The organism is Hominimerdicola alba 8 (genome assembly GCF_000178155.2).
In the GTDB taxonomy this organism is placed as follows: domain Bacteria; phylum Bacillota; class Clostridia; order Oscillospirales; family Ruminococcaceae; genus Hominimerdicola; species Hominimerdicola alba_C.
Genome location: NZ_ADKM02000075.1, coordinates 61,589 through 85,551, shown reverse-complemented (window position 1 = coordinate 85,551; position 23,963 = coordinate 61,589). Strand labels below are relative to the sequence as shown.

Below are 23,963 nucleotides of genomic sequence, written 5' to 3'. Positions count from 1 at the left end.
AAGACCGTTTTTTTCAAGGGCAATTACTTTCATATATAATTCCCGATCGTCAAAATTTATAGCCAATTTAAACAATTATCCCCCTTTGTTACAAGGGGGATATATCATCATTATCTGTTTCTTATCTCAGCTATCAGCTTATCTGTTCGTCTGTCGAGCGCTTCAAAATCCATAGCTTCAATGTAATATTTTTCTATCTCGTCATGGACATCTTTCGCCGCCTTGATAGTTCCATATACCTCCTCAGCAAGGCTTCCCGCTGTCAGTTTGTTCATTTTAAGTCTGCCCCTGTAACGCTGTACAGCCATTTTATCATAAAAACGCGAGAGGTTGATATGCTTAGCACTTTCGATATGCAAGTCATTCAGCGGAGTTGCCGATGCAAGTGCAAGACCCAGTTCGGGGATCATGACATGTTCATATGCTGTATTGTTCAGCCCGTGACACGGACACAGTATCACATCAAAACCGCGCCGCGAAGCCTCTGCCGCCACACGTTCACAGATATGGTGCGAACAGGCAAAGTGTTCATCGCGAAGCATATATATATCCTGATAAACTTCCAGCGTTTCGGTCATGGTAAGCCAGCCGTATTCGGTAAGTGCCGAAAGCTGACGGATATCTTTTCTGCCGTTTCCGTTTCCTTTTTTCGGAAGTATCTTCTTGTAAAATCTGTTCAGGAAACTGTTCAGCTTTTCTTCATCGATACAGCCCTGCGCACAATTGAAGCTGTCGCCGCAGACATTTGAAAGTGCTGTCGTGAATCGTTTCGCCCTTGCCAGCAGTGACTTGTTTTTGTCGGTGACAGCAATGATATCCGCCTTATTTCGGATAAGTTTTTCGCTGTCCCAGTGCTCGCCAAGATCAACTATGACCTGCTTTACGGCGGGGTAAGTCGGGTCAAAAACATGCGGAGAAGTTCCGTCCACCATAAGCACATCGGACTTTTCCAGCCATACAGCGTCCAGTGAAGCGGGGTCAGAGGAACAGTAGAACCTGACCACATGTTCGTCAGACTCGAACTCAGCGGCTACCCTCTTCATAAGCGAAGACTTGCCTGTACCCGCGCCGCCTTTCAGGATATAAGTAAAGCGGTCGCCCTCACCGATAAGTCTGCCGAACTCGGTCGAAAAGCCCTGTGCTGTCATACAGCCCAAAAAGTATTTTTCTGACATAAGTGTACCTCCCATTATCATCATAGTACATATTATGCAAAAAACACCTTTTTGGTTAAAAACAGCCCGAAGTCACATGACATCAGGCTGTTTTTGGGAATTATAGGATTTCTTCAAGTGCTTCAACATGTTCAAAACAATAATTTCACATAAACGATAGTAATGAGTCCGCAATATGTAATTATCTATAATGTATCTGCTAAGATTAAAAGTAAAACAGCAGATCATCAGAACTTACATATCATTAGTCATAGATCAACAGGATTATCTAAAGTTTCTTTCAGTTTATCGATTTCAGCTTGTAAATCCCTGATCTTACGATTTTTCTCACATATTTTATTATTAAGACCTACGATACTTCGATGTAATTTCAAAATCTGTTTTAAATAATCATCTATTATTTTTCTATATTTTCGGCATACTCCTGCATACTCAAGGCACATTTTGCTGTAATTTTCATTCATTATCTCAAAACGTTCACGTGGAGAATATACCTTACCGAAAGAGTTTATATCATACGGTTTTAAATTATTGCTCATAAAGAAATCCTTATCATTCTTTGTTTACATGACTGCGGTTTTAATCATACTTTTTTTCGCAGATAATGCCTATTTCGTAAATTATAACCTATAAATCGTTTTTTAGTTCGTTTTCACATTCTTCAGCATTATTTAAAACTATGTTAAATTCTCAAAGTCTGAGGAGCCACTTGATAGCTGCATCTGCCCATGCTGCTGCAACAGGCTGGATATGCCCCTCCCATGTGGCAGTAGTTTCATCACACAGACCCAGACCGTGACCGCCATGCTCGTATATATGCGATTCAAAAGGTATCCAGTATTTAGCAAGAGAAGTCATGTAGAACAGCGAATTCTGCACCCTTACACAGCCATCATCTGCACAGTGCCACAGGAAAGTGGGCGGTGTATGTGCGCCGACACGTTTCTCCATAGCCAGAAAATCACGCAGTTCCTGATCGTTCTCTCTGCCTCTCAGCAAGTTCTGTATCGAACCCTCATGGGTAAACTCAGGTTCGCTGGTCAGCACTGCATAGCAAAGCACAGAAGCATTTACCTTGATATCCTCAGGTGTGCAGCCGAGCGGTTTTGTCAATATCTCGCTGTTCCAAAGATTTGCCATAGTCGCGGCAAGGTGTCCGCCCGCCGAAAAGCCCATTACAGCTATCTTATTGGGATCAATGTCGTATTTTGCAGCATTCTCCCTCACATATTTTACAGCAGCCGCGCACTCAAGAGCGTCCTGCGGGAAAGCACGCTGACAGGTATACCTCAGTACAAAACAGCTGATGCCATGTGCGATAAACCTGAATGCAATAGGCTCTGCTTCTCTCTCAGAGCAGTAGTCATATCCGCCGCCCGGACAGATTATCAGCGCACGATGCTTCTTTCTGCCGATCTCTTCGGTCAGTGTGCTGTAGTAGCATTCAAGGGTAGGCTTATCGCCAATATCCTTTATACCTGCTTTTTCATAATCAACTTTCAGTTCTATGATTTCCTTTGCCATTGTGATCTTCTCCTTACTGATCAGCTTCGGGTAAACTTTCAGCCCCCGAATCAACATTTATAATATTTGAGTCGGTATTATCCGACATATTCACGATGACTATATATCCATCATCATTGTTGCCTGATATGATATGTGTATACTCGCTTTCGTCCTCACGCACAGGAATAGGAACGCTTGTGGTTATAGTGCCCTCTTCGGTCGGGACAAAATATGCTGCATACTCTATGCCGTCATCTGTTGTCAGAAACAGCGGTTCTTCAAAGGAATACCCCTTTACATCAGCCTGAAATTTCTCCAGATCAGCCGAACCGTCTGTCTGCGACATATATCTTATGACCGCAGCAGCCTCTTTGCCGATATATCTCAGTCTGTCACTGCCGCGCATGATAAAACCGTATTTATAGCAGTTATGGGGTATCCACGCGAAATCCTCTGTACCCGTAAATTCGAGATACGATTCGCCGTCAAACACCATAAGGTCAGCAGACGAACCGATGTATGCTTCATCTGTTTTCTGCGCACCATCATCAGCGGGTATCAGCGATGTGACCATGATCATACCGTTTCCGCCCGACTGCCCTTCAAAATCGACCGCCATTGCACTGAGCGATCGCAGCATCTCAGGCAGTGCTTCATCACTGGGGTAGCTTGCTGCCATGACCTGTTCGCCGTTACTGTCAAACAGGAACGAATACAACGACTCGGTATTGTTTGTCTGCCCCTTGAAAGGGTGCTGACCGTCTACTTGTAAAAGAAGCCCGTTGTAAAGTGCAGTGCCGTTCTGCATTTCCTTATAGATATAGTTCTTAGTCAGCCTTTTGCCGATTTTTTCGTTTTCAGGCTCGATCTCTTCGGCAGAAGATACCTCAGTATCAGTCTGCTTAGCCGCTTTCCTCTTAGACGCATCAGGACTGCACGAAGTCGATACCGCGACCAGTACCAGCAGCACTACCGCAAGCGCACCTGCAATATTCTTATACTTATACACCTTAATTTTTGTCGTTTCAGACATAAAGCTACACCACCTTTACTTCCATATACCTATAGTAAACGACATAAATTTCACATCATTCAGCACTCACCGCCGCAAAAAGCACAGTGTATGTAAGCGCTGAATGTAGGAATAAATTTGTTGTTTGCTATAATTATAGCATAACTTTTTGTCAGATTTCAACATTTTAAAGAAGCTGAAATACACTTTCATCACTAGCAACAAATCTCAGCCGCAATTTTTGTTAAATAGCACAAGACTATCTGCCTGCCGCATAATCGGTCAGCGATTTGATGAACACTCTGCCCTCAGCAGACTGTTTCAGCTTTTCGATATCACTGCTGCAAACCACGACTTTTCCGCCCATACAGTCATATTCATATACCAGTGCAAGGTCATGGTTGCGTTCAAAATTATCTATCATACGGACTATGACATGCTTGCCGTCAGCATTGCCGTCAAGTATCTCACAGCGGGAATTCTGCACGATATCCCACCATGCGGGTGTAGAGTACCGCTTGCTGTCAAAACCCGCAAGTGCATGATGGTCATTTTCTATCACAAGCCCCATCGTGCCGACAGGCTCAGGTTTTTCCATCATTCGTGAGATGCCCGCGAACATCGGGTAGCACCAGAAGTCCTGACAATAGAAGCCTTCGATGGAATTTTCGCTCTGTTTAAAGAGAATGACGATCCCGCCTGCTCTGAGCATTTCCTCCGCCTTACCGTTGATCTCGGTGAAGATGCAGTCTGCATCGACTTCACTGACATTTGGTATTATTTCAAGTTCATAATGGTTGCGGATATCTGTGCCGTCAATGCACAGCGAAAGTTCAGCGCGGGTGATCTTATCGACACTCGGCAGTTCAACAGTAAAATGTTCAGCGCTGAAATAATTACCGTCTTCGGTTATGTGAATACTGCCGTTTTTCTCAAAGTCTTCCGCTTTCAGCGACCAGCTGACATTCTTTCCCTTAAGGCTGTCGGGGCGGAAATTCACGACCCTTATGCCGATATCAAAACTGCTCGCAGAAAGAGGTGTGTAGCTGTCAAAGACAGCCTGAACCAGCGCATCGTTGCAGAATTCTCTCCACTCTTCGGGGGCGATGATGCCCTTGTTATCCATAAAAGCATCGAGCATGCCCACCAGCGCAGTTCCCTGACCGGAAAAGTCCTGGATATCAAGTATCTGGAACCCGCCCAGCAGTTCGGAACGGAAAACAGACTCCATCTCTTCCTTGTAGCAAGCCTTAGCCAGCTGCCCCGAACAGTAGAAATAATCCTTAGCCAGATGACCAAGCCCCTTTTCCTCAAGTCTTTCACGGAAGATCTCAAAGTTACGCGCCTTGATCGAACCTGTGTACTTCTCTATCTCATAAAAGTTCGGGTAAGTTTCAAACTGACCTATCTCGTGGGTAACGATAGGTATCTCAGGGATAAAATCAGCATCGGCATCACTTGCCTTAACTTTCTTCATTGTTGTTCCGAACTGTATCTGAACAGTGCCGTCCTCTGAAACTTCGGCAGAGTCCGCATGTTTCTGAGGTCTTATAACGCTGTCATAGCTGTGGTTTGCGGCTGGCTTGTCTGTCTGTATATGCCCCAGCGGAGCATCACACATCGCATACGAACCGCGAATTAGCCTGTCCTTAGCGAGCCTTACGCCCACAAAGAAATCATCGTTCTCTACCACATTAGGGAACCACTGGAAATTGTTCGAGCCTTGTGTGTAAAGATGCCTGTCATCGATGCTCTTATACATGCCCATTATCTCGTTGATACGTTCTTTACTGCCCCAAAGCTCGTTGCCCATCGACATCATGCAGAATGACGGGTGGTTGCCGAATTCACGAAGCATAGCAAAGCCCTCGTCAATAAGGAACTGCTGTTCCTCAGCATTATAGTTTTCCTCGTCAGCAGCGCAGATAGTCCCCCAGAATGGAAGCTGAGGTTCCATATAGATACCCAGCATGTCAGCCGCGACAAAGGCAGCTTCGGGAGGGCAGCAAGTGTGGAAGCGGTAGTGATTGATGCCGAAAGAGCGGGATATCTCCATTACGCGCAGCCACTCGTCAACATCACATGGAGCAAAGCCTGTTTTCGGGAAGATAAGACCATCATGCTTTCCGCGCAGGAAAGTCTTTCTGCCGTTTATAGTGAACTTTCCGCCGTCAGTCCCGAACTCACGGATGCCGAAGGTATGTCTGCTCTTATCGCCGTCAATGTCGATGCAAAGTTCATAAAGAACAGGGTCAAACTCGCTCCAAAGTCTGCTTTCAGCTGAAAGATTGTAAACAGCTTCCAGTTTTCCGTCTGAAAAAGCAAACTTTGCAGGCTGACCGAGGATCATGACGTCACGGAAGCCCAGCTGTGAAATGACCGCACTTCCCTCTTCAGCGCCGACAATATCAGCAGTTACACTGACAGTCATTGAACTGATATCGGTTTTGAGCACCACATTCTTGCAGTGTGCTTTGCCATAGCCGATAAGTTCTATCCTGCCGACAATGCCGTTCCAGTTGGTCTGGGTGTCAGGTGAAGTCATATGACCGCCGCCTGTTTTATAACCGACATTTGCCACCTTTATGACAAGTTCATGTTCACCTGTTCCGATATACTCTGTCAAGTCATAAACATGAGGCGCAACAAAACTCTCCTGTACGCCCAGTGATCTCCCGTCAACAAAGACCTCAGTTATCCTGGTACGTTCAAGGAAAAGTTCAAGTGCTGAACAATCCATGGCACTTGTATCGATCATACGCCTAAACCACGCCCAGCCCTCAAATTTATATGTATCGGTCAGGTAACCTGTTTCACGCTTGTTGTTCGGTTTGCCTTTGCGTGCATTTGAAGTTGTATTGGGCAAATTAATATATTCGCTATATTGAATATTTTCACCTTTGCAGTCATAGTCAAGTGCAAGTTCCCAAGCCCCGCACAAGTCGATTTTATTTATCATAACACACCATCTCCTATCACTGAAATGCAAATATATTATATCACATTTTTTTTGTTATTTCAATTAAATTTTTCTACTTCAAGCGAATAATAGAAAAATATGTTGAAATCCACAAAAATATATGATACAATAAGATAAAACAAAACCGAACAAGGGGTGATATTATGAATATGACATCAAGAGAAGCGTTATTTGCACTGTCACTTATCTTCAAGCCCGGTGACATTAAGGTACAGGAATTGTTTGAGGTCTACGACGACCCTGCCGAACTGTACAGTGTTCTGATATCGGGCAGTGACAGTCATATCCCGCATGAGATGACTGCAAAAGCCAAAGCCTTTGATCTGAACTTTGCCGCAGAAGTATATGATTACTGTGACAAGAACGACATCAACATCATAACCCGCACCGATGATGGCTACCCCGAAAATTTCAGACACATCGATAGCCCGCCGCTGGCATTCTACTGTCTGGGCAGTCCGTATGTACTTGAAAACAAGCACGCACTTACTATAGTCGGTGCCAGAAGCGCAACGCCATATTCGATAAAAGTAGCAGGTGCGTTTGCCGCCGACATTGCCAAAGAAGGTCACCCGATAATCAGCGGATTTGCCAAAGGCATAGACAGTGCAGCACACTGGGGCGCTGTCAACGCAGGCGGCAAGACTGTCGCGGTGCTTGGCTGCGGGATACACTACGATTATCCGCGCGGCAACGGTCAGCTGAAAGAAGCCATTGCAAACAACGGCGCAGTCATCTCAGAATATCCGCCGCTGGAAAGCCCTGACAGAACATATTTCACCATCAGGAACCGTATGATAGCCGGTCTTGCAAAAGCTGTACTGGTGGTGCAGGCAAGTGAAAAGAGCGGCTCACTAAACACTGCGAGCCACGCACTCGACCAGGGTAAAGATATTTTCGTAATACCGCCCTGTGATGTCTTTGCAGAAGAATTCAGAGGACAGACCTCACTCCTTCGCGATGGCGCATCGCCTGCATACTCGCCGGAAGATATACTGACAGAATTATAAAAACGAATGTTTTTGGTCGGTACTCACAAATGATTTTATGACCATCCCTTTAGCACACCGGCTGAAAATGCGGTAAACAAAAGGATAATTGATCGCAGGATATCTTTCCCCCGCCTGCGGCGGGGGGAAAGATATCCGTCAACCACTTTAAGTTCTGCTAGATCGCTGTTTTTTGTGGTGTGTCAGCGTGATAACCATAAATGATTTTTCAGACAGATGCTATGAATGAGTGTCATGCACCGTTAAGGTGTATGGCACTCTTTTTTGCATGTAATATTGGTTTCAAAAACCTCTGAAGCATTTTCTTGAAAGCATTTACCATTATATTGATCTCACAATTATTTTCAACTATAATAAATTTTTATAGTTTATTTAAAGTATATGAATGCCTATTGACAAATAAAAAGTAATATGATATATTTTAAAACATCGTTGCGCAACATTGTTTCACATTACTGTTGCAAATATAGGAGGTGCTTTATGGCTAACAGAGTCGAGGGCGTTACCGAAAAACTGCTTGAATGTGCTATGCAGGAGTTTCTGGCTAACGGCTATAACGGTGCATCGATGCGGACTATCGCAGAAAATGCAGGTACTACCCCGCGTTCTATCTATACAAGATATGAGGACAAAGAGGGGCTGTTCTGTGCGCTGGTCGAAAAGCAGGCGAAAGAACTAACTGACTTTTTTGAACAGCATATGCAGGGGTACAGTCAGCGCCCTGTCGAAGAACAGCGCGAGTTGTTCCACGATGAGGAGTTTGAAAATGAACATAAGGGCTACATGCAGAGCATAATTGACCTTATGTATGACAGTTTCGATGCGTTCAAGCTGCTGATATGCTGCGCTGAGGGAACGAAGTACGGCAGATTCATCGAGGATATCGCAGAACTTGATGAAAAATACACCCTCAAATACATCGAAGACACGGGGAATGATGTCATATCATCGGGGCGTGCAGGAAAACTGCTTATACATCAGCTTTGCAGCTCATATATGTACGGTTTTTTCGAGGTCATCCGCCACGATATGAGCAAAGAAGAAGCACAGGTGCATATATCACAGTTGCAGGATTTTTTCTCACACGGCTGGGATAAACTGTTCAATCCGTGATATGACAGGCAATGCCGCAAAGCATTGCCTTATCTTACGGGCTAAAGTTAGGTTCAACAAACTTATTGCAGAGAGGTGTATGGATTGGAGAAAAAAAATTCGCCATTTAGTATGATAATGCAGTATGCCGGGTCATACAAAAGAAAATATGTATGTTCGGTCGTGCTTGCGGTCATTTCGGTGGCATGCGGAATGGTACCATACTTTGCGGTGGCAAAAATGGTCACGGCTATGATAGGGCACGAAGAGAAAGATATGTCGTTCTTTGTGATGTGGTGCGCGGCTGCGGCTGTGGGATATATCTCAAAGGGTATATTTAACGGCATATCCACAAGTATTTCCCACACAGCTACCTATCTCACGATGAAAGAGATACGCCAAAGACTGATATCAAAACTCACAAAAATGCCGATGGGAACGATACTCGGTTCTCATTCGGGTCATTACAAGGAAGTTATCGTTGACAGAGTCGAGAGCATAGAAGTCCCGCTGGCACATCTTCTGCCTGAGATGACAGCAAATGTCCTCGCGCCTTTGCTGATGCTGCTGTACCTGTTCACGCTGGACTGGCGGCTCGCGCTAATATCACTTATAACTATTCCTGTCGGAATGGCAGTCATGAGCACCACCATGAAAAGCTACGGCGAGAACTACGGAAGATCGGTGGAGATAGGCGGCAGGATGACAAATGCTATCGTTGAATATATGGGCGGCATCGAGGTCATCAAGGCGTTCAGCCGGAGTGAAAGTTCCTACGAAAAATATGAAACGGCAGTCAACGAAAATGCGGCGTTTTTCTACGGCTGGATGAAGAGCGCACAGTGGGCTATGTCAGCCTATAATGCCATAACACCGTCAGTACTGCTGACAGTACTGCCTTTCGGATTTATTTTCTATGCGTCGGGAAGTCTGACAGCAGGCGCTTTCGTCACGATGATAATTCTTTCGCTCGGTCTGCTTGAACCGCTTATCGCCGCTATGAATTATACAGATAATATCGCGCGGGTAAGCACCGTTATGGGACAGATAAACGAAGTGCTTGAAAGCCGTGAGATAAACAGAACAGGAAAAGTGACAAAAATGAACGGAAATACGATAGAATTCAGAAATGTAACTTTCAGCTATGACAACGAAAATGATGCACTGAAAAATATAGACCTTACTATCCCCGAAGGCAAAGTCACATCACTTGTAGGGCATTCGGGCAGCGGTAAATCTACTGTTGCAAAACTGATAGCGGGCTTCTGGGACGTTACGGACGGCGAACTTATCATCGGCGGACAGAATGTAAGTGATATCCCCCTTGAAGTGCAGGCAGAACAGATAGCTTATGTTGAGCAGAACAACTTCCTGTTTGATGAAACGGTCATGGAAAATATCCGCAAGGGCAAAGCGGGCGCAACAGATGAAGAAGTCGTGGCGGCGGCAAAAGCGGCAGGCTGTGACGAATTTATAAGAGGTCTGGACAAGGGCTATCAGACAGTGGTCGGAAGTGCAGGCGGGCATCTTTCGGGCGGAGAAAGACAGCGTATAGCCATCGCAAGGGCTATGCTGAAAAATGCGCCGATAGTGATACTCGATGAAGCTACTGCATACATCGACCCTGAGAACGAAGCCGTTATACAGAGCGCTATAGCAAAGCTCGTTCAGGGCAAGACTGTCATAGTCATAGCCCACCGACTTTCCACCATAACCGATGCGGATAACATAATCGTCATGGAAAACGGCACAGTTTCCGCACATGGCAGACATGATGAACTGCTGAGACATTCACAGCTTTACCGCAGCATGTGGCAGGCTCACACAGGCACAAAAGGAGGTGCGGCAGAATGATAGGCGCATTCAAAAAAATATGGGATTTTGCAGGCAGTGAACAGAAAAATATCAAAAGATCCATCGTACTTGCACTGCTTCATTCGATATTCTATGCACTGCAATTTGCGGCAGTGTATGTTGTGCTCAAAGCACTGACAAGCGGCGATACATCAAAGAGGACTGCGCTTTATGCCTTTGGTATCATGATACTGAGTATTGGTGGAAGGATAGTTCTGAACACTTTTTCTCAGCTTCAGAGAGTACACGCGGGATACTTCATGGTTGCGAACAAGCGTATCTCGATAGGCAATAAGCTGCGCTCAGTCCCGATGGGGTATTTCAACAAAAACAACTTGGGTCAGATGACAGCCATAACCACCACGACCCTCACCGATGTTGAGAACACAGCGCCCGTTGTGCTGGTAACGGTGCTTGGCGGTTTTATCAACTCCGTAGTATTTGCGCTGTCGGTGCTTTTGTTTGATTGGCGTATAGGCATAATAGTATTCATCGGTATGGCGGCGTTCATATGGACTACCTCTTTACAGGAAAAGCATTCGCGCAAAAGCGCTCCCGAAAGACAGCGTGCACAGGAAACGCTTGTCGAAAAAGTCCTCGAAGCGGTGCAGGGCATAAGCGTCATAAAGTGTTTTCATCTGGGCGAAAAGGCTGGCAGTGCAGTAAATAGTGCGATAGAGGACAGCTGTAATAAAAACCTTGCCATCGAAAAACAGATGACACCTTATCAGATATTCCAGCAGATAGTACTGAACCTGTTTGCGGTCATCATCATGATAGTTACTGCGGCACTCTATGTAAACGGAACTATGGGACTTGCTGATGCTATGATGATGTTCGTGGCGGCATTCATGGTGTTTGAGCAGATGAAAAGTGCAGGCATAAGCATTGCAACTCTGCGCATAGCAGAAAGTTCTATCGACAAGGCTAATGAAACTGACAATGTACCGGTCATGGACGAGGGCGGCAGAGATATCGTTCCGAAAACGCATGATATCGCCTTTGAAAATGTCAGCTTTTCCTACGGTGAAAGGAAAATACTTGACGGAGTTTCCTTTAATGTAAAGCAAAAGACCACTACCGCTATAGTAGGACCGTCAGGTTCGGGCAAAACTACCATGTGCAGTCTTATCGCCCGCTTCTGGGACGTAAACGGCGGCAAGGTGACGATAGGCGGAGAAGATGTGCGTGACTTTACCCTTGACAGCCTTATGAAGAATATCAGTATGGTTTTCCAGAATGTCTATCTTTTCAGCGATACGGTGGAAAACAATATAAAGTTCGGCAGACCGAATGCCACCCGCGAACAGGTCGTTGAAGCGGCGAAAAAAGCATGCTGTCACGATTTCATCATGCAGCTGCCAAACGGCTATGAAACAGTGCTGGAAGAGGGCGGCGCTTCCCTTTCGGGCGGTGAAAGGCAGAGATTATCCATCGCAAGGGCGATACTGAAAAATTCTCCCATCATTATCCTTGATGAAGCCACTGCCAACGTTGACCCCGAAAACGAAGACAGACTGCAAGCGGCTATCGAAGCACTCATGAAAGACAAGACCATCATCATGATAGCCCACAGGCTGAAAACTGTCCGCAAGGCGGATCAGATACTTGTGCTTGACGGCGGACACATCGTTCAGAAAGGCACGCATGCTGAACTTGCGGCGCAGGACGGTATCTATTCGAGATTTATAACCCAGCGTCAGCAAGCTGAAAGCTGGCACATTGCAGGGCAGAAAACATGATAAAGCGCATACTTTCAAGACTTTTGGTGCTTGCGGTAGTGCTTTTCGGCGTAACTCTGCTGACCTTCTTCTACACAAGTCTTTCGATTGTTGATGCGGCACAGGCGTTGGCAGTACGCAGGTTCACCCGTCCGACTGCCGAACAGGTCACACAGGTGCGGCATGAACTTGGTCTTGACCAGCCGCTCGCAAAGCAGTATGCAGCTTGGCTGTCAAAGGCTGTCAGCGGCGAATTCGGAAATTCCTACAATACGGGAAAACCTATCATAAACGAGTTGTCAGCATCTCTTCAGCCTACACTCAAACTTGCGTCGATGGCACTGTTGTTCACAGCACTGCTGAGTATACCGCTTGGGGTATGGTCGGCATCAGGAAAAGGCGGTATCGCAGACAAAAGCATCTATCTGTTCGGGATAGTATGTATGTCTGTACCGAATTACTGGATAGGATTCATGCTGATGCTTGCCTTTGCGGTGAACATACCGCTGTTTTCCATAATGGGCGCAGATGACCTGAAAGACTTCATACTCCCCGCACTTGCGGTGGCGATACCAACATCTGCCGCGAATATCAGGGTATTTCGTTCTTCGCTCCTTGACGGCTACAACAGCGATTTTGTAATGTATGCAAGGGCGAGGGGAATATCCGAGATAAAGATAGCGGGAATGGTCAGCAGGTATGCACTTCCGCCGCTTGTGACACTTTTAGGACAAAGTTTCGGATTTACCATCGCAGGCAGTGCAATGATAGAATTTGTCTTTTCCATACCCGGCATCGGCTCGATGCTGGTAACAGCACTGGGTTCAAGAGATACGGTTACCATCAACGCCTGCGTGCTTGTCATAGCCGTGATATTTGTTGCGGTAAATTTTCTTGCAGAGATCATAAATGCAGTACTTGACCCGAAAAAGCATACAAAGGAGCGTGTGTATGATACATAAGATACTGCGAAAACCGCAGGCTGTGATAGGGCTTGCGATGATGCTGACAGTGTTTGCGGTCATGGTGTTTGCACCTGCGTTTGCCCCCAATGACCCGGAAAAGATAAACATAATGCAGAAATTTGCAGAGCCGTCCGAAAAGTATCCGCTGGGGACTGATGATATGGGGCACTGTATCGCTTCCAGACTGATATACGGCGCAAGAGTTTCGATGTCGATCGCACTTCCGACGATTGCGGCTATAGCTGTGATAAGTGTTCTGCTTGCGACAGTGTGTGCATACATCGGCGGTATAGTTGACAGGTTGTTTGTGATAGTTTCGGATATCTTCATGGCACTGCCGCCCTTTCTTGTGGCGATGACCCTTGTGGGACTTTTCGAGTCAAAGGCACTCAGCATAGTTATCTCCATCGCTGCGGCGATGTGGGTGTGGAATGCACAAGTGGTCAGGACATATGTTATCCGCGAAAAGAACAAGCCGTATATCATCACCTGCCGAATGTCGGGCTGTTCACAAATGCGTATCATCATACGGCACATCATACCGAATATCTTTCCGCACCTGCTGGTCTTGTACAGCACAGGGCTTTCGGGCGTTATCATCATGATATCAAGCTATGCTTTTCTTGGTCTGGGACTTGAAACAGGCACAGCAGAATGGGGCGCTATGCTGGTGGGTGCAAACAAGCTGGTGTTCAGCCACCCCGAACTTATCGTTTATCCCGGACTTTGCATTCTTTTTGCGGCGGCAGGATTCAATCTTTTCGGTGAAGCACTTCGCGATATCTGCGACCCAAAGGAGAACTGACATGCTTAAAGTAAATGGACTTGAAATAACAGCAAGGTCTGCCAAAGAAAGGCTGGTAAAGAGCATCAGCTTTGAAGTCGGCAAGGGCGAAACGCTCGGTCTTATAGGCGAAAGCGGAAGCGGCAAGAGCATTACCGCGAAAGCGGTCATGGGGCTGCTGAACAGACGTATGTTCGATATCGGCGGAAACATCTTATGGAAAAATGAAGAGATACTCAGCAAAAAAGGAAATATGCCTAGAGGCTGGCGCGGAGAACAGACAGCAATGATAATGCAAGACCCCATGACAGCTTTTGCTCCTATGATGCGTCTTGGCAAGCAGATAGAAATGGGCTTTGAACTCAAAGGCAGAAATGCGAAACAGTTATTTTACGAACAGCTTGACAGCGCACTGAAAAGTGTAAATCTTGCTGATATGAAGAAGATACTGAAAAGCTATCCCGATGAACTTTCGGGCGGTATGTTACAGCGTGTGATGATATCAGTTACACTTATGAAAAAGCCCGAACTGCTTATTGCCGATGAATGCACCACCGCAGTCGATGCCGCCAGTGAATACATGATACTGAAACAGCTTGAACAACAGCGGAAGAACGGTATGTCAATGATAATTATCACGCATGATTTCGGTGTTGCGGCAAGGCTTTGCGACAAAGTCGCCGTTATGAAGTCGGGGAACATAATCGAAAAGGGCAAGACTCTCGATGTGTTCACATCGCCGCAAACAGAGTACACACACGAACTTGCGGCGGCAAGCGTACTTTTCAGGGAGGACGTATGCTGAGAACGGAGAATGTAACGAAAAAATACGGTCAGCAGACTGCTGTGAACGGCGTTTCACTGGAAATTAAAGATAATGCAGTCACAGTCATAGTCGGTGAAAGCGGCAGCGGAAAAAGCACGCTTGCAAGAATGCTCTCGCTTATAGAAAAGCCCGACAGCGGCAGGATACTGCTTGATGACAGCAATTCAGACCTAATATCTGCTAAAACAGATAGAAGACTTATACAGCTGGTCATGCAGGACGCTGCAAGCTCCCTTGACCCGCATCAAAGCGCTCGTCAGGTAATTGACGAGCCGCTGAAACTGCTGATAAAAATGGAGAAGGTACAGAGAGCAAGGCGCATCGAAGAACTGTGTGATATGGTGAAGTTTCCGAAAGAGAAGCTGAAAAACAAAGTCACCGAACTTTCGGGCGGTCAGCAGAAAAGGCTGTGCATCGCCCGCGCCCTTGCAGCCGAGCCGAAATATATCATATTTGACGAGGCGTTCAGCGGACTTGATGTGACGCTGCGCAGATGTATACTCACTATGCTGAAAAAGCTGCGTGAAAAACTTGAAACAGGATTTCTGATAATAACCCACGATCTTGATACAGCCATGTTCATGGCTGACAGGATATATGTCATGCGTTCGGGAAATATAATCGAAACGCTTGATCGGCCAAAAAGTTTTCTTGACTTTAAAGAAGACTATTCAAAAGAACTTGTAAGGGCAGCCGAATACAAGCGGCAAGCCCTGCAAATATAGTAAAGGAGTAAGTATTATGAAAAGAAAAACCACAATGATAATGGCACTGATAATGTCACTGACGATGTTCGCAGGCTGCGGCAGTTCATCGGAAGACTCATCTCAGAAAACATCTGACAGTACGGCGACAGCAAAAAGTGTTACTGACAGCGGCAAGCCTGCCGACAGTGATACAACTGCTGACGGCGGCAAGAACATTACCATCGCACAGAGCGCACCGTTCTCAATGGGATTCGGTCAGGGTGTGATGGTGTATGAAAATACCTACTACGCCAACAATTTCTATGAACCGCTGGTCAAATACAAGGACGGCGAATATGTTCCATGCCTTGCTACAGAGTGGAATTCCTCCGATGACGGACTTACATACACATTCAAACTGCGCGAGGGTGTAAAATTCAACGACGGCACCGACTTCAACGCGCAGGCAGTCAAGCTGTATTTTGACAACATGCGCCCGACTCTTGGTGCAAGCACCAACTACGGTCAGCTTGACACGCTGGTAACGGAAGTCACGGCAGATGACGACTACACTGTATCTTTCCACCTTTCACGCCCCTACTACAACGTGCTGAATGACCTTGCGATGGATATGCCCAGAGGTATCCTCGCACCTGCCGCTTTTAATGATGACGGCTCTGTAAACGAAGAATACCTTATGGAGCATACACCCGGTACCGGTCCGTATATGTTTGAGAGTGTAAATGACACTGCGACTGAATACAAGTTCGTAAAAAACCCGAATTACTGGGGAGATGCCCCCGATGCTGACAGCTTCACCGTAAAAGTGATACCCGAATCAAAGGTTACTGCAATGAGAGCGGGCGAAGTGGACTTTATCATCGGTTCGGAAACGCTTGATGCGGCTTCTTATCTTGAACTTTCACAGACTGACGGCATAAAGGGCGAAGTTTCCGACTTCAACTTTGTGACAGAGTTTATCGCACTCAATGACGAGGTAAAAGGTCTTGATGACATTAACGTTCGCACTGCTATACAAATGGCGATAGACAAATCTTCCGTTGCAGAAAATATGTATTCGGGACTGCGCACACCTGCCGACTCGGTAATGCCGTCGGATATGCCTTTCTGCAAGTATAATACCAAAACTCCCGAATTTGACTTTGACGGTGCGGTTAAACTGCTGGAAGACAACGGCTGGAAAGACTCAGACGGCAACAGTGTCCGCGACAAGGACGGCACAGAGCTTTCCTACACCATCACCTACCCTGCAACGGGTGTGTATGATGATGTGGTACTCTACTATCAGCAGACAATGCAGGAACTCGGGATCGAAATAAAGACCGAACCGCTCGACCTGATGACATTCTTTGACAAGATATTCTCGCAGGTAGATTATGAGATGACTGCTTACATCAGCTATTGGTTCCCATATGACCCCTACACATTTGTAGCAAACATGTACCCATCGACCGACTACACTGCGGCTGACGGCATCTACTCAACCGACCCGCAGGTAGCTAAGGCACTTGCCACAATGTCAGAAACAGAAGCGAAGGAACTTATCAAAGGTCTTTATACTTATGATGACAATGAAAAGATACAGGATATATACACAAAGGCGCTGAACTCCGCCAACGAGAGCAGTGTTGTGATACCGCTCAATTACAGAAACGAGTATGTGGTATATAACAGTGATAAGGTCGCTTCATACACATTCAACAGCATTCCCAACCATGTTGATGTAGCCGCTATAAAGCTGAACTGATATCATAAACAGAAAAATGAACAAAACCCCGAAAACTGCTCACAAGTTTTTTCGGGGCTGTTCTTTCTACAGGTAGGTTTTTATTCTTTGCCGAATCATAAGTCATTAGCCATCGCTTTCGGTAAAATGTTTGCTTTTTCAGAAGAGATATGGTATAATATATAACATAAGAGCATACAGTCAGTCTGCTCATAGAGATATTTTTTAGGAGGCAATTTATGAAACAAAATGTACGGCTCATTGCCGCAAGCTATTATCTTGTGTTGTATGTGTTGTGGGCAATTCTGGAATGTGTGATCGTTCCGAAATTGGAATTACAGACAAATCACGTTTACATTGACATCATCAAAGAGATCATATGTAAAATATTGTTCTGGTTTATTCCCGCTCTATTACTTATTCTGAGATATAGCGATCAAATGTTTTTCAAAAAAAGCGAACTTCTCGGAAATTCCAAAAAAGCAGTTGATTATATACCGATGTGTATCTTTATCATACTGTTTACAGCGTGGTTCCTGATCCCCAATTATTATCAGAACGGCACCATCGTGATAAACAGATCATTTAATGCAGAAGCCGCATTGAGCGCGATCTTCGCAGGCATAACAGAAGAAATGGTATTTCGCGGACTGTTGTTGAATTCAGCTTTGAAAGACCGCAGGACTTGGGTCGTTTTTTCAGGCAATGCAGTTATGTTTCTGCTGATACATTTTCCGATATGGATCAGAGAAGGCATATTTGTAACATATATGACAAATATTGTATTCTTACAGCTGATCGCTCTGAGTTTGATCTTCAGCTGGACATTTGTAAAGAGCCGAAATATTTTAACAGCGATAATCTTGCATGCTTACTGGGATCTGTTATGCTGTATGTTATAATTAATAATATGACTATCCCTTTAGCACACCAGCTGAAAATGCTGTAAACAAAAGGATAATTGAGCGTTGTATATCTTTCCCCCGCCTGTGGCGGGGGAAAGATATACGCCAACCACCTTAAGTTCTGTAAAACCGCCGTTTTTGTGGTGTGTCAGCGGGATAACCACGATTAATAATACAACAAATAAGGCTGTGTGACCATTTCGGTCGCACAGCCTTATTTTCAAAAATATATCATGCCCATTTTCTGCAATAAGGTATATTATAGCAATCCGCCTTAAAATTCAGACAAAATCCATAGATCCGAGCTTTTGCGACCGGATTTTGTGAATTTAAATAGTTGGATCGCTACAGTGATCGACAAATTACTTGATCATGCTTGCGATCTCGTCAGCGAAGTTCTCTTCCTTCTTCTCGATGCCTTCGCCTCTCTCGAAACGGATAACATCAGCAATTGTGATGCTACCGCCCAGCTTCTTAGCCTCAGCTGCAACATACTCTTCAACAGAAACCTTGTCGTCCTTTACGAAAGCCTGTTCCAGCAGGCAGTTCTCCTTGTAGTACTTGCCTACCTTGCCTTCAACGATCTTAGCTCTTACCTGCTCAGGCTTGTTAGCCATCTTAGGATCCTCAGCCATCTGAGCCATCATGATCTCCTTCTCCTTGTCGAGAACTTCAGCAGGTACCTGATCGCGCTTCAGATAAGCAGGGTTCAGTGCAGCAGACTGCATTGCAACATCCTTACCAACAGCCAGAACAGCATCGTCCTTGATATCGGTGTCCATCTTTACCAGAACGCCGATGCTGCCGCCGTTGTGAACGTAAGAAGCAATAGTGCCTTCCAGTCTAACGAAACGACGGATAACGATGTTCTCTCTGATCTTCATGCCTGCCAGTTCAGTCAGAACTTCGTCAACAGTCTTGTCGCCGCCGCTGATGGTAGCAGCCTTAAGAGCGTCAACATCAGCAGGGTTCTTCTCAACGATGGTGTTAGCAACACTTGCAGCGAAAGCCTTGAAATCATCAGTGTTAGCAGCGAAGTCAGTTTCAGTGTTGATCTCGACCAGAACGCCTACGCCATCCTTTACAAGAGCAGCTACAGTACCCTCAGCAGCAGCTCTACCGCTCTTCTTAGCCTGTGTAGCCAGACCCTTTTCTCTCAGTGCTTCGATAGCCTTATCCTGATCGCCGTCAGCAGCAACGAGTGCTCTCTTGCAGTCCATCATGCCAACGCCTGTTATACTCATAAGTTCCTTTATAGCCTGAACGGTTACGTTTGCCATTTTAATAACCTCCGTTAATTAATATTTATGCCGTGATATACTCACAACAAGGCAGACAAATACACATATTGTCTGCCTTGAAGAATTCATTATTACTCAGCGTCCTCAGCAGCTTCTGCCTGTTCAGCAGTTGCGTCCTCGCCCTGTCTGCCTTCGATGATAGCGTTAGCCATGCAGCCTGCGATCAGCTTAACAGCTCTGATAGCGTCATCGTTACCAGGGATAACGTAGTCAACATCGTCAGGGTCGCAGTTGGTATCAACGATAGCTACAACCGGGATACCCAGCTTCTTAGCTTCTGCTACTGCGATCTTTTCCTTTCTTGGGTCAACAACAAAAAGTGCGCCCGGCAGCTTCTTCATGTTCTTGATACCGCCCATGAACTTCTCCAGCTTCTCTATCTCGAGTTTCAGCTTGGTAACTTCCTTCTTGGGGAGAAGATCGAAAGTGCCGTCTTCTTCCATAGCGTGCAGCTGCTCAAGTCTCTTGATCCTCTGCTCGATGGTCTTGAAGTTGGTCATCATACCGCCCAGCCATCTAGCGTTTACATAGTGTGCGTTTGCTCTCAGCGCCTCTTCCTTGATAGAGTCGCCAGCCTGCTTCTTGGTACCTACGAAAAGTACTTCCTGACCCTCAGCAGAGATGTTTCTGATGAACATATAAGCCTCTTCCAGCTTTTTTACAGTCTTCTGCAGGTCGATGATGTAGATGCCGTTGCGCTCTGTGAAAATGTAGGGCGCCATTTTTGGGTTCCATCTTCTTGTCTGGTGACCAAAGTGTACACCTGCTTCAAGAAGCTGCTTCATTGATACTACTGCCATTGTAGTAACCTCCTGTTTGGTTTAAAATTTCCGTTGATACGGTTTACATAACCTCCGAACAGCCATATCCGCTCAAACCCCGCATGATGCCGTAAGGCACATAGCACCTGTGATGCCATTGCGCATAGGGACCAAAAGCTAAAAGCCGTCCGTGTGAATTACCTGAATATTATATCACATTCAGAGAAAAAATGCAAGCATTTTCACTTCTCTGTTTTTAACAAATTATCAACTTTATATCTTGCTTCTTTTGAGGGTTTTGCTGTATCACCAGCATCGACCAATATGGTATCTTCCCCGATAAGCCTGATATCACTGCACCTGATGACCACATCATCATCTCGTCCCATCAGACCCATCGCCCTGATTCTGCCGTAGATTATGATCGATATGACCCTGCCATCGGCTGTGTCCAACTCGATATCATCTGCAAAACCGATCTTCTCACCTGTCTTTACATTGACTACTTCCTTGTTTCTGAGCGATGAAAAACTACATATCACGGATATCCCCCCTGTCAGTCTGACTGACTGTTTACTCACGTTATCCATGTATATGCGGAATCATTATCGGTTACCACTCTTTTCCTGATCGTTTTTCATAGCTTCGTAATAGCGGTAAAAATCACTTCTGTATTTGAAGAAAAGTCTGTCTGCAACTGCATACAGGAATTTAGTATTCGTTGGCGGCGCAGGACTGTCTATTATATCAGTCAGAAGATCTGTCCTGTTGAATATTTCTTTATGCTGCCAGATATGTGCAATACACCTTCTCAGTGCGACCTCTACCGCAGCTTCCGAGATCTCAGCCTTGCTGCCTACACAGCGATATATCTCGCCCGATGACATAACAGATCTGTTATCTCCGAAAAATATGAGCACAACAGCTTCGACGATCAGCGAATAGCCTTCAAAATATTTTGTGCCGTTTATAACAAAGGTAGTATAGATAAGATTATTGATCCTGTTATAAAAATCTCTGTACCTGTACTTCACATCGCTGCATATTATATTGAACAGTCTTTCGATTTCTGACTTATCATTTTCCACAGTAAAATAGCAGCCTATGTTCTTATCATTAAAGAACCTTATCTGCTCTATATTGCACTCTTTGTAAAGTACTGTCAATTTGGGCAGACTTGGCACCATATTCCAGAAATCATTCTTCTCTATCCCTTCCATAGAACAAATGATATGATCCGAATCCATGTTCATTGCCTTACATTTGATCGTCGAATAGTCGTACCCGCAAAAATCCAGTTCATAACGGTCTTTGATAACTTCTATCAGGTTTTCAAATTCGTGTTCATTATCCTTTACGAACAGAAGTCTTTCCTTTATCAGCACGGGTGACACTCCTATCTTACTATTATTATTTATGACTATCCCTTTAGCACACCAGCTGAAAATGCTGTAAACAAAAGGATAATTGAGCACCATACGCCAACCACCTTAAGTTCTGTAAAACCGCCGTTTTTGTGGTGTGTCAGCGGGATAACCACGTTATTTTTTACCACCATTCCATCTGACACGTTCATTTTGATTATAACAGACTTTTACTGTAAAATCAATATTTCGGCACAAAGTTTTACAATTAGTGTCATATCATATAACAATTGTTTCTTTTTCCGACACTTTACACTATTGTTTGAACAATGTTGAATATTTTCCCGAAAAACGGGAAAAATATTCCCATAAAAAAGGAACGGAGTGTAAAAAATGCAGTATAACAAAGTAGAGATAAGCGGTGTCAATACGAGTACGCTCAGGGTACTGACCGAAAACGAAAAACAGGAACTTCTCAGGCGGACAGCATGCGGCGACAAAAATGCAAGAGAGGAACTTATCAAAGGCAACCTACGGCTCGTACTGAGCGTTCTCCAGCGGTTCTCTTCGGGCAAGGAAAGTCCCGATGACCTTTTTCAGGTCGGTGTAGTAGGGCTGATAAAAGCCATCGATAATTTTGATGTTGGACTGAATGTTAAGTTTTCTACCTACGCTGTGCCAACAGCATTGGGCAGTCGAAAATCACAGAGAGTATACTATATCTATATCTTCACCGTCAAGTATTATCCTGTCGATGCAGGTGCGCAGCGCACGCTGACGTTCGGTAAGCGTCATTGCGTCCCACAGACCGCACAAGTCATAGAGTGTTTTTCGTCTGTACTCAAGTTCGCGTGCCGCTGAATTTGTTTTCTCCTCCCTTTTGATGGCTTCGGCTATCTCTGCGAGTTGTTTTTTGTTCTCCTCTATGGTTTCAAGCAGAAGTTCGTTCTCGTCATTGGCATACAGGTCATACAGGCGCTTTATCTTGCGGGCGGCGGCATCATATTTTTGTTTTAAGACCTGCCTTGCAGTCACATTCACAGAAGCGCCGTTCTTATCGGCAGAAATATTTTTTGTCTTTTCAAAGACATCTTTCACCACCAGTTCTTCGACCTCGCGGGCATCATATCTGATATTGTCACAGTTCGGGTCTTTTACCAGCGAGGGCTTGCTCTTTTGCTGAGAGTAGCAGTATATCTTAAGTCCCCTGCCCCATTTCTGATATCGCATCTTAGCGCCGCACCTTCCGCACACCAGCAGTCCCGTCAAAAGGTATGCCGACTGCCCGCCGCTGTTTTTCGAGCGCTTCTTCCGCTCTTCCCGGACCCTCAGCCATGTGACTTCATCAATTATCGGCTCGTGCGTGCCCTCGATGACCTCGCCGCGAAAACTTATCTTTCCGAGATAGGTCATCCTGTCAAGAATGGCAGAGATATGCTGGTCGCCCGAAACATCGAACATGGCGGCAAGCTGTGTGGTGGAATAGCCTTGCAGATAAAGGTCATATATCTGCCTGACCTGTTCAGCCTTTTCATTTGGTACGAGCCTGTTTTTCTCACGGTCATAGTCATACCCGAAAGGCACACGCCCGCCGCCCATCCACAGTCCCGAACGTACTCTTTCATACATGCCCATGCGGGTACGTTCACGTATGTTTTCCCTTTCAAGCTGTGCAAACACTGACAGTATTCCTATCATAGCCTTACCGTACGGAGTCGAGGTATCGAAATTCTCGTTCAGCGATATAAAGGCGCAGTTATGGGGTATGAACACATCTTCCAGCAGAAATATTGTGTCTTTCTGCGAACGTGAAAGTCTGTCCAGCTTATATACCACCACTGCGGATATCCTGTCTGCGAGTATATCATCTATCATGCGTTTTATCTCAGGCCGCTCGATGTTGCTTCCAGACCAGCCGCCGTCGATGTAAAATCCATAGTTTTCGATATCTTTCAGCTTGCAGAACTGTGCCAGCTTTTCCTTTTGTGCATCAACAGAATAACCCTCTTCAAACTGCGCATCGGTCGATACCCTTATATAGAGCGCTGTCATGCGCTTGTCCTTATTCTTCATCTGTACTTATGATACGTGCTGATATCTCATTTAAAAGCAGGCGAAGCGCTTCGCTTTCAGCGGGTCTTCCCTCTGCCATAGGCTTGCCGTCCCTGCCGACTGTTCTGTTTATTCTTAACATGTTATCACCTCAGAAAAATTATTGGCAGATATACAAAAAATAATCAGAAATTTAACGAATTGCAATCGTATACATCTATT

21 protein-coding genes and 1 pseudogene are annotated in these 23,963 nt (G+C 45.4%); 11 read left to right on the top strand and 11 right to left on the bottom strand.

Annotation, left to right across the window (positions count from 1 at the left end):
• Positions 1 to 110: 110 nt before the first annotated feature.
• The 5 genes from CUS_RS08030 to CUS_RS08010 form a co-directional block, all read right to left on the bottom strand.
• Positions 111 to 1,175, bottom strand: coding sequence for a hypothetical protein (locus CUS_RS08030; protein WP_002849339.1), 1,065 nt, complete (start codon positions 1,173 to 1,175; stop codon positions 111 to 113).
• A 248-nt stretch (positions 1,176 to 1,423) separates the two neighbouring features.
• Positions 1,424 to 1,714, bottom strand: coding sequence for a hypothetical protein (locus tag CUS_RS08025; RefSeq protein ID WP_002849454.1), 291 nt, complete (start codon positions 1,712 to 1,714; stop codon positions 1,424 to 1,426).
• Positions 1,715 to 1,865: 151 nt separating this feature from the next.
• On the bottom strand, positions 1,866 to 2,699 hold the full coding sequence (locus CUS_RS08020) for an alpha/beta hydrolase (RefSeq protein ID WP_002849289.1): 834 nt from the start codon (positions 2,697 to 2,699) through the stop codon (positions 1,866 to 1,868).
• Positions 2,700 to 2,712: 13 nt separating this feature from the next.
• Positions 2,713 to 3,714: a hypothetical protein gene (locus CUS_RS08015; protein WP_002849198.1), complete on the bottom strand. Its 1,002-nt coding sequence runs from the start codon at positions 3,712 to 3,714 to the stop codon at positions 2,713 to 2,715.
• 238 nt (positions 3,715 to 3,952) lie between these two features.
• Positions 3,953 to 6,652, bottom strand: coding sequence for a glycoside hydrolase family 2 TIM barrel-domain containing protein (locus CUS_RS08010; RefSeq protein ID WP_037276926.1), 2,700 nt, complete (start codon positions 6,650 to 6,652; stop codon positions 3,953 to 3,955).
• 164 nt (positions 6,653 to 6,816) lie between these two features.
• Here CUS_RS08010 and dprA point away from each other — a divergent pair, with 164 nt between their 5' ends.
• From dprA to CUS_RS07960, 10 genes are all read left to right on the top strand, one after another.
• Positions 6,817 to 7,683, top strand: coding sequence for a DNA-processing protein DprA (dprA, locus tag CUS_RS08005; RefSeq protein ID WP_002849332.1), 867 nt, complete (start codon positions 6,817 to 6,819; stop codon positions 7,681 to 7,683).
• 480 nt (positions 7,684 to 8,163) lie between these two features.
• Positions 8,164 to 8,796, top strand: coding sequence for a TetR/AcrR family transcriptional regulator (locus CUS_RS08000; protein WP_002849247.1), 633 nt, complete (start codon positions 8,164 to 8,166; stop codon positions 8,794 to 8,796).
• A 111-nt stretch (positions 8,797 to 8,907) separates the two neighbouring features.
• On the top strand, positions 8,908 to 10,629 hold the full coding sequence (locus tag CUS_RS07995; protein ID WP_037276925.1) for an ABC transporter ATP-binding protein: 1,722 nt from the start codon (positions 8,908 to 8,910) through the stop codon (positions 10,627 to 10,629).
• Positions 10,626 to 12,371, top strand: a complete 1,746-nt coding sequence (locus CUS_RS07990; RefSeq protein ID WP_002849225.1) for an ABC transporter ATP-binding protein — start codon at positions 10,626 to 10,628, stop codon at positions 12,369 to 12,371. Before CUS_RS07995 ends, CUS_RS07990 begins: the two co-directional genes overlap by 4 nt.
• Positions 12,368 to 13,312 carry an ABC transporter permease gene (locus tag CUS_RS07985; protein ID WP_002849280.1) on the top strand — a complete coding sequence of 315 codons (945 nt, stop codon included), beginning with the start codon at positions 12,368 to 12,370 and terminating at the stop codon, positions 13,310 to 13,312. Before CUS_RS07990 ends, CUS_RS07985 begins: the two co-directional genes overlap by 4 nt.
• Positions 13,302 to 14,120 carry an ABC transporter permease gene (locus CUS_RS07980; protein WP_002849492.1) on the top strand — a complete coding sequence of 273 codons (819 nt, stop codon included), beginning with the start codon at positions 13,302 to 13,304 and terminating at the stop codon, positions 14,118 to 14,120. The genes CUS_RS07985 and CUS_RS07980 overlap by 11 nt, the downstream gene beginning before the upstream one ends.
• A 1-nt stretch (position 14,121) precedes the next feature.
• Positions 14,122 to 14,904, top strand: a complete 783-nt coding sequence (locus CUS_RS07975) for an ATP-binding cassette domain-containing protein (RefSeq protein ID WP_002849256.1) — start codon at positions 14,122 to 14,124, stop codon at positions 14,902 to 14,904.
• The gene (locus CUS_RS07970; RefSeq protein ID WP_002849503.1) at positions 14,898 to 15,650 is read left to right on the top strand and encodes an ABC transporter ATP-binding protein; all 753 of its coding nucleotides are present in this window, start codon (positions 14,898 to 14,900) and stop codon (positions 15,648 to 15,650) included. Before CUS_RS07975 ends, CUS_RS07970 begins: the two co-directional genes overlap by 7 nt.
• A 16-nt stretch (positions 15,651 to 15,666) precedes the next feature.
• Positions 15,667 to 17,379, top strand: coding sequence for an ABC transporter substrate-binding protein (locus CUS_RS07965; protein ID WP_002849457.1), 1,713 nt, complete (start codon positions 15,667 to 15,669; stop codon positions 17,377 to 17,379).
• Positions 17,380 to 17,798: 419 nt separating this feature from the next.
• Positions 17,799 to 18,260, top strand: a complete 462-nt coding sequence (locus tag CUS_RS07960) for a CPBP family intramembrane glutamic endopeptidase (protein ID WP_227945405.1) — start codon at positions 17,799 to 17,801, stop codon at positions 18,258 to 18,260.
• Positions 18,261 to 18,625: 365 nt separating this feature from the next.
• On the opposite strand, the gene tsf is transcribed toward CUS_RS07960, so the two are convergent.
• From tsf to CUS_RS07940, 4 genes are all read right to left on the bottom strand, one after another.
• The gene (gene tsf, locus CUS_RS07955; RefSeq protein ID WP_002849514.1) at positions 18,626 to 19,543 is read right to left on the bottom strand and encodes a translation elongation factor Ts; all 918 of its coding nucleotides are present in this window, start codon (positions 19,541 to 19,543) and stop codon (positions 18,626 to 18,628) included.
• 92 nt (positions 19,544 to 19,635) lie between these two features.
• Positions 19,636 to 20,364, bottom strand: coding sequence for a 30S ribosomal protein S2 (rpsB, locus tag CUS_RS07950; RefSeq protein WP_002849321.1), 729 nt, complete (start codon positions 20,362 to 20,364; stop codon positions 19,636 to 19,638).
• A 203-nt stretch (positions 20,365 to 20,567) separates the two neighbouring features.
• On the bottom strand, positions 20,568 to 20,867 hold the full coding sequence (locus tag CUS_RS07945; RefSeq protein ID WP_002849188.1) for a YlmC/YmxH family sporulation protein: 300 nt from the start codon (positions 20,865 to 20,867) through the stop codon (positions 20,568 to 20,570).
• Between the two features lie 63 nt (positions 20,868 to 20,930).
• Positions 20,931 to 21,803 (bottom strand): sporulation initiation factor Spo0A C-terminal domain-containing protein, encoded by an 873-nt coding sequence (locus CUS_RS07940; protein WP_002849314.1) that lies wholly within the window; start codon positions 21,801 to 21,803, stop codon positions 20,931 to 20,933.
• Between the two features lie 279 nt (positions 21,804 to 22,082).
• On the opposite strand from CUS_RS07940, the pseudogene CUS_RS19160 reads away from it, so the two are divergent.
• Positions 22,083 to 22,382: pseudogene (locus CUS_RS19160) on the top strand (sigma-70 family RNA polymerase sigma factor); the annotation flags it as partial.
• 9 nt (positions 22,383 to 22,391) lie between these two features.
• Here CUS_RS19160 and CUS_RS07935 read toward each other — a convergent pair.
• Together CUS_RS07935 and CUS_RS20635 are read right to left on the bottom strand one after the other, a co-directional pair.
• A complete protein-coding gene (locus CUS_RS07935) occupies positions 22,392 to 23,741 on the bottom strand; it encodes a recombinase family protein (protein WP_242831546.1) in 1,350 nt (449 codons plus the stop codon).
• Between the two features lie 10 nt (positions 23,742 to 23,751).
• Complete coding sequence (locus CUS_RS20635) at positions 23,752 to 23,883, bottom strand: hypothetical protein (protein WP_002849405.1); 132 nt, start codon at positions 23,881 to 23,883, stop codon at positions 23,752 to 23,754.
• Between the last annotated feature and the right edge of the window lie 80 nt (positions 23,884 to 23,963).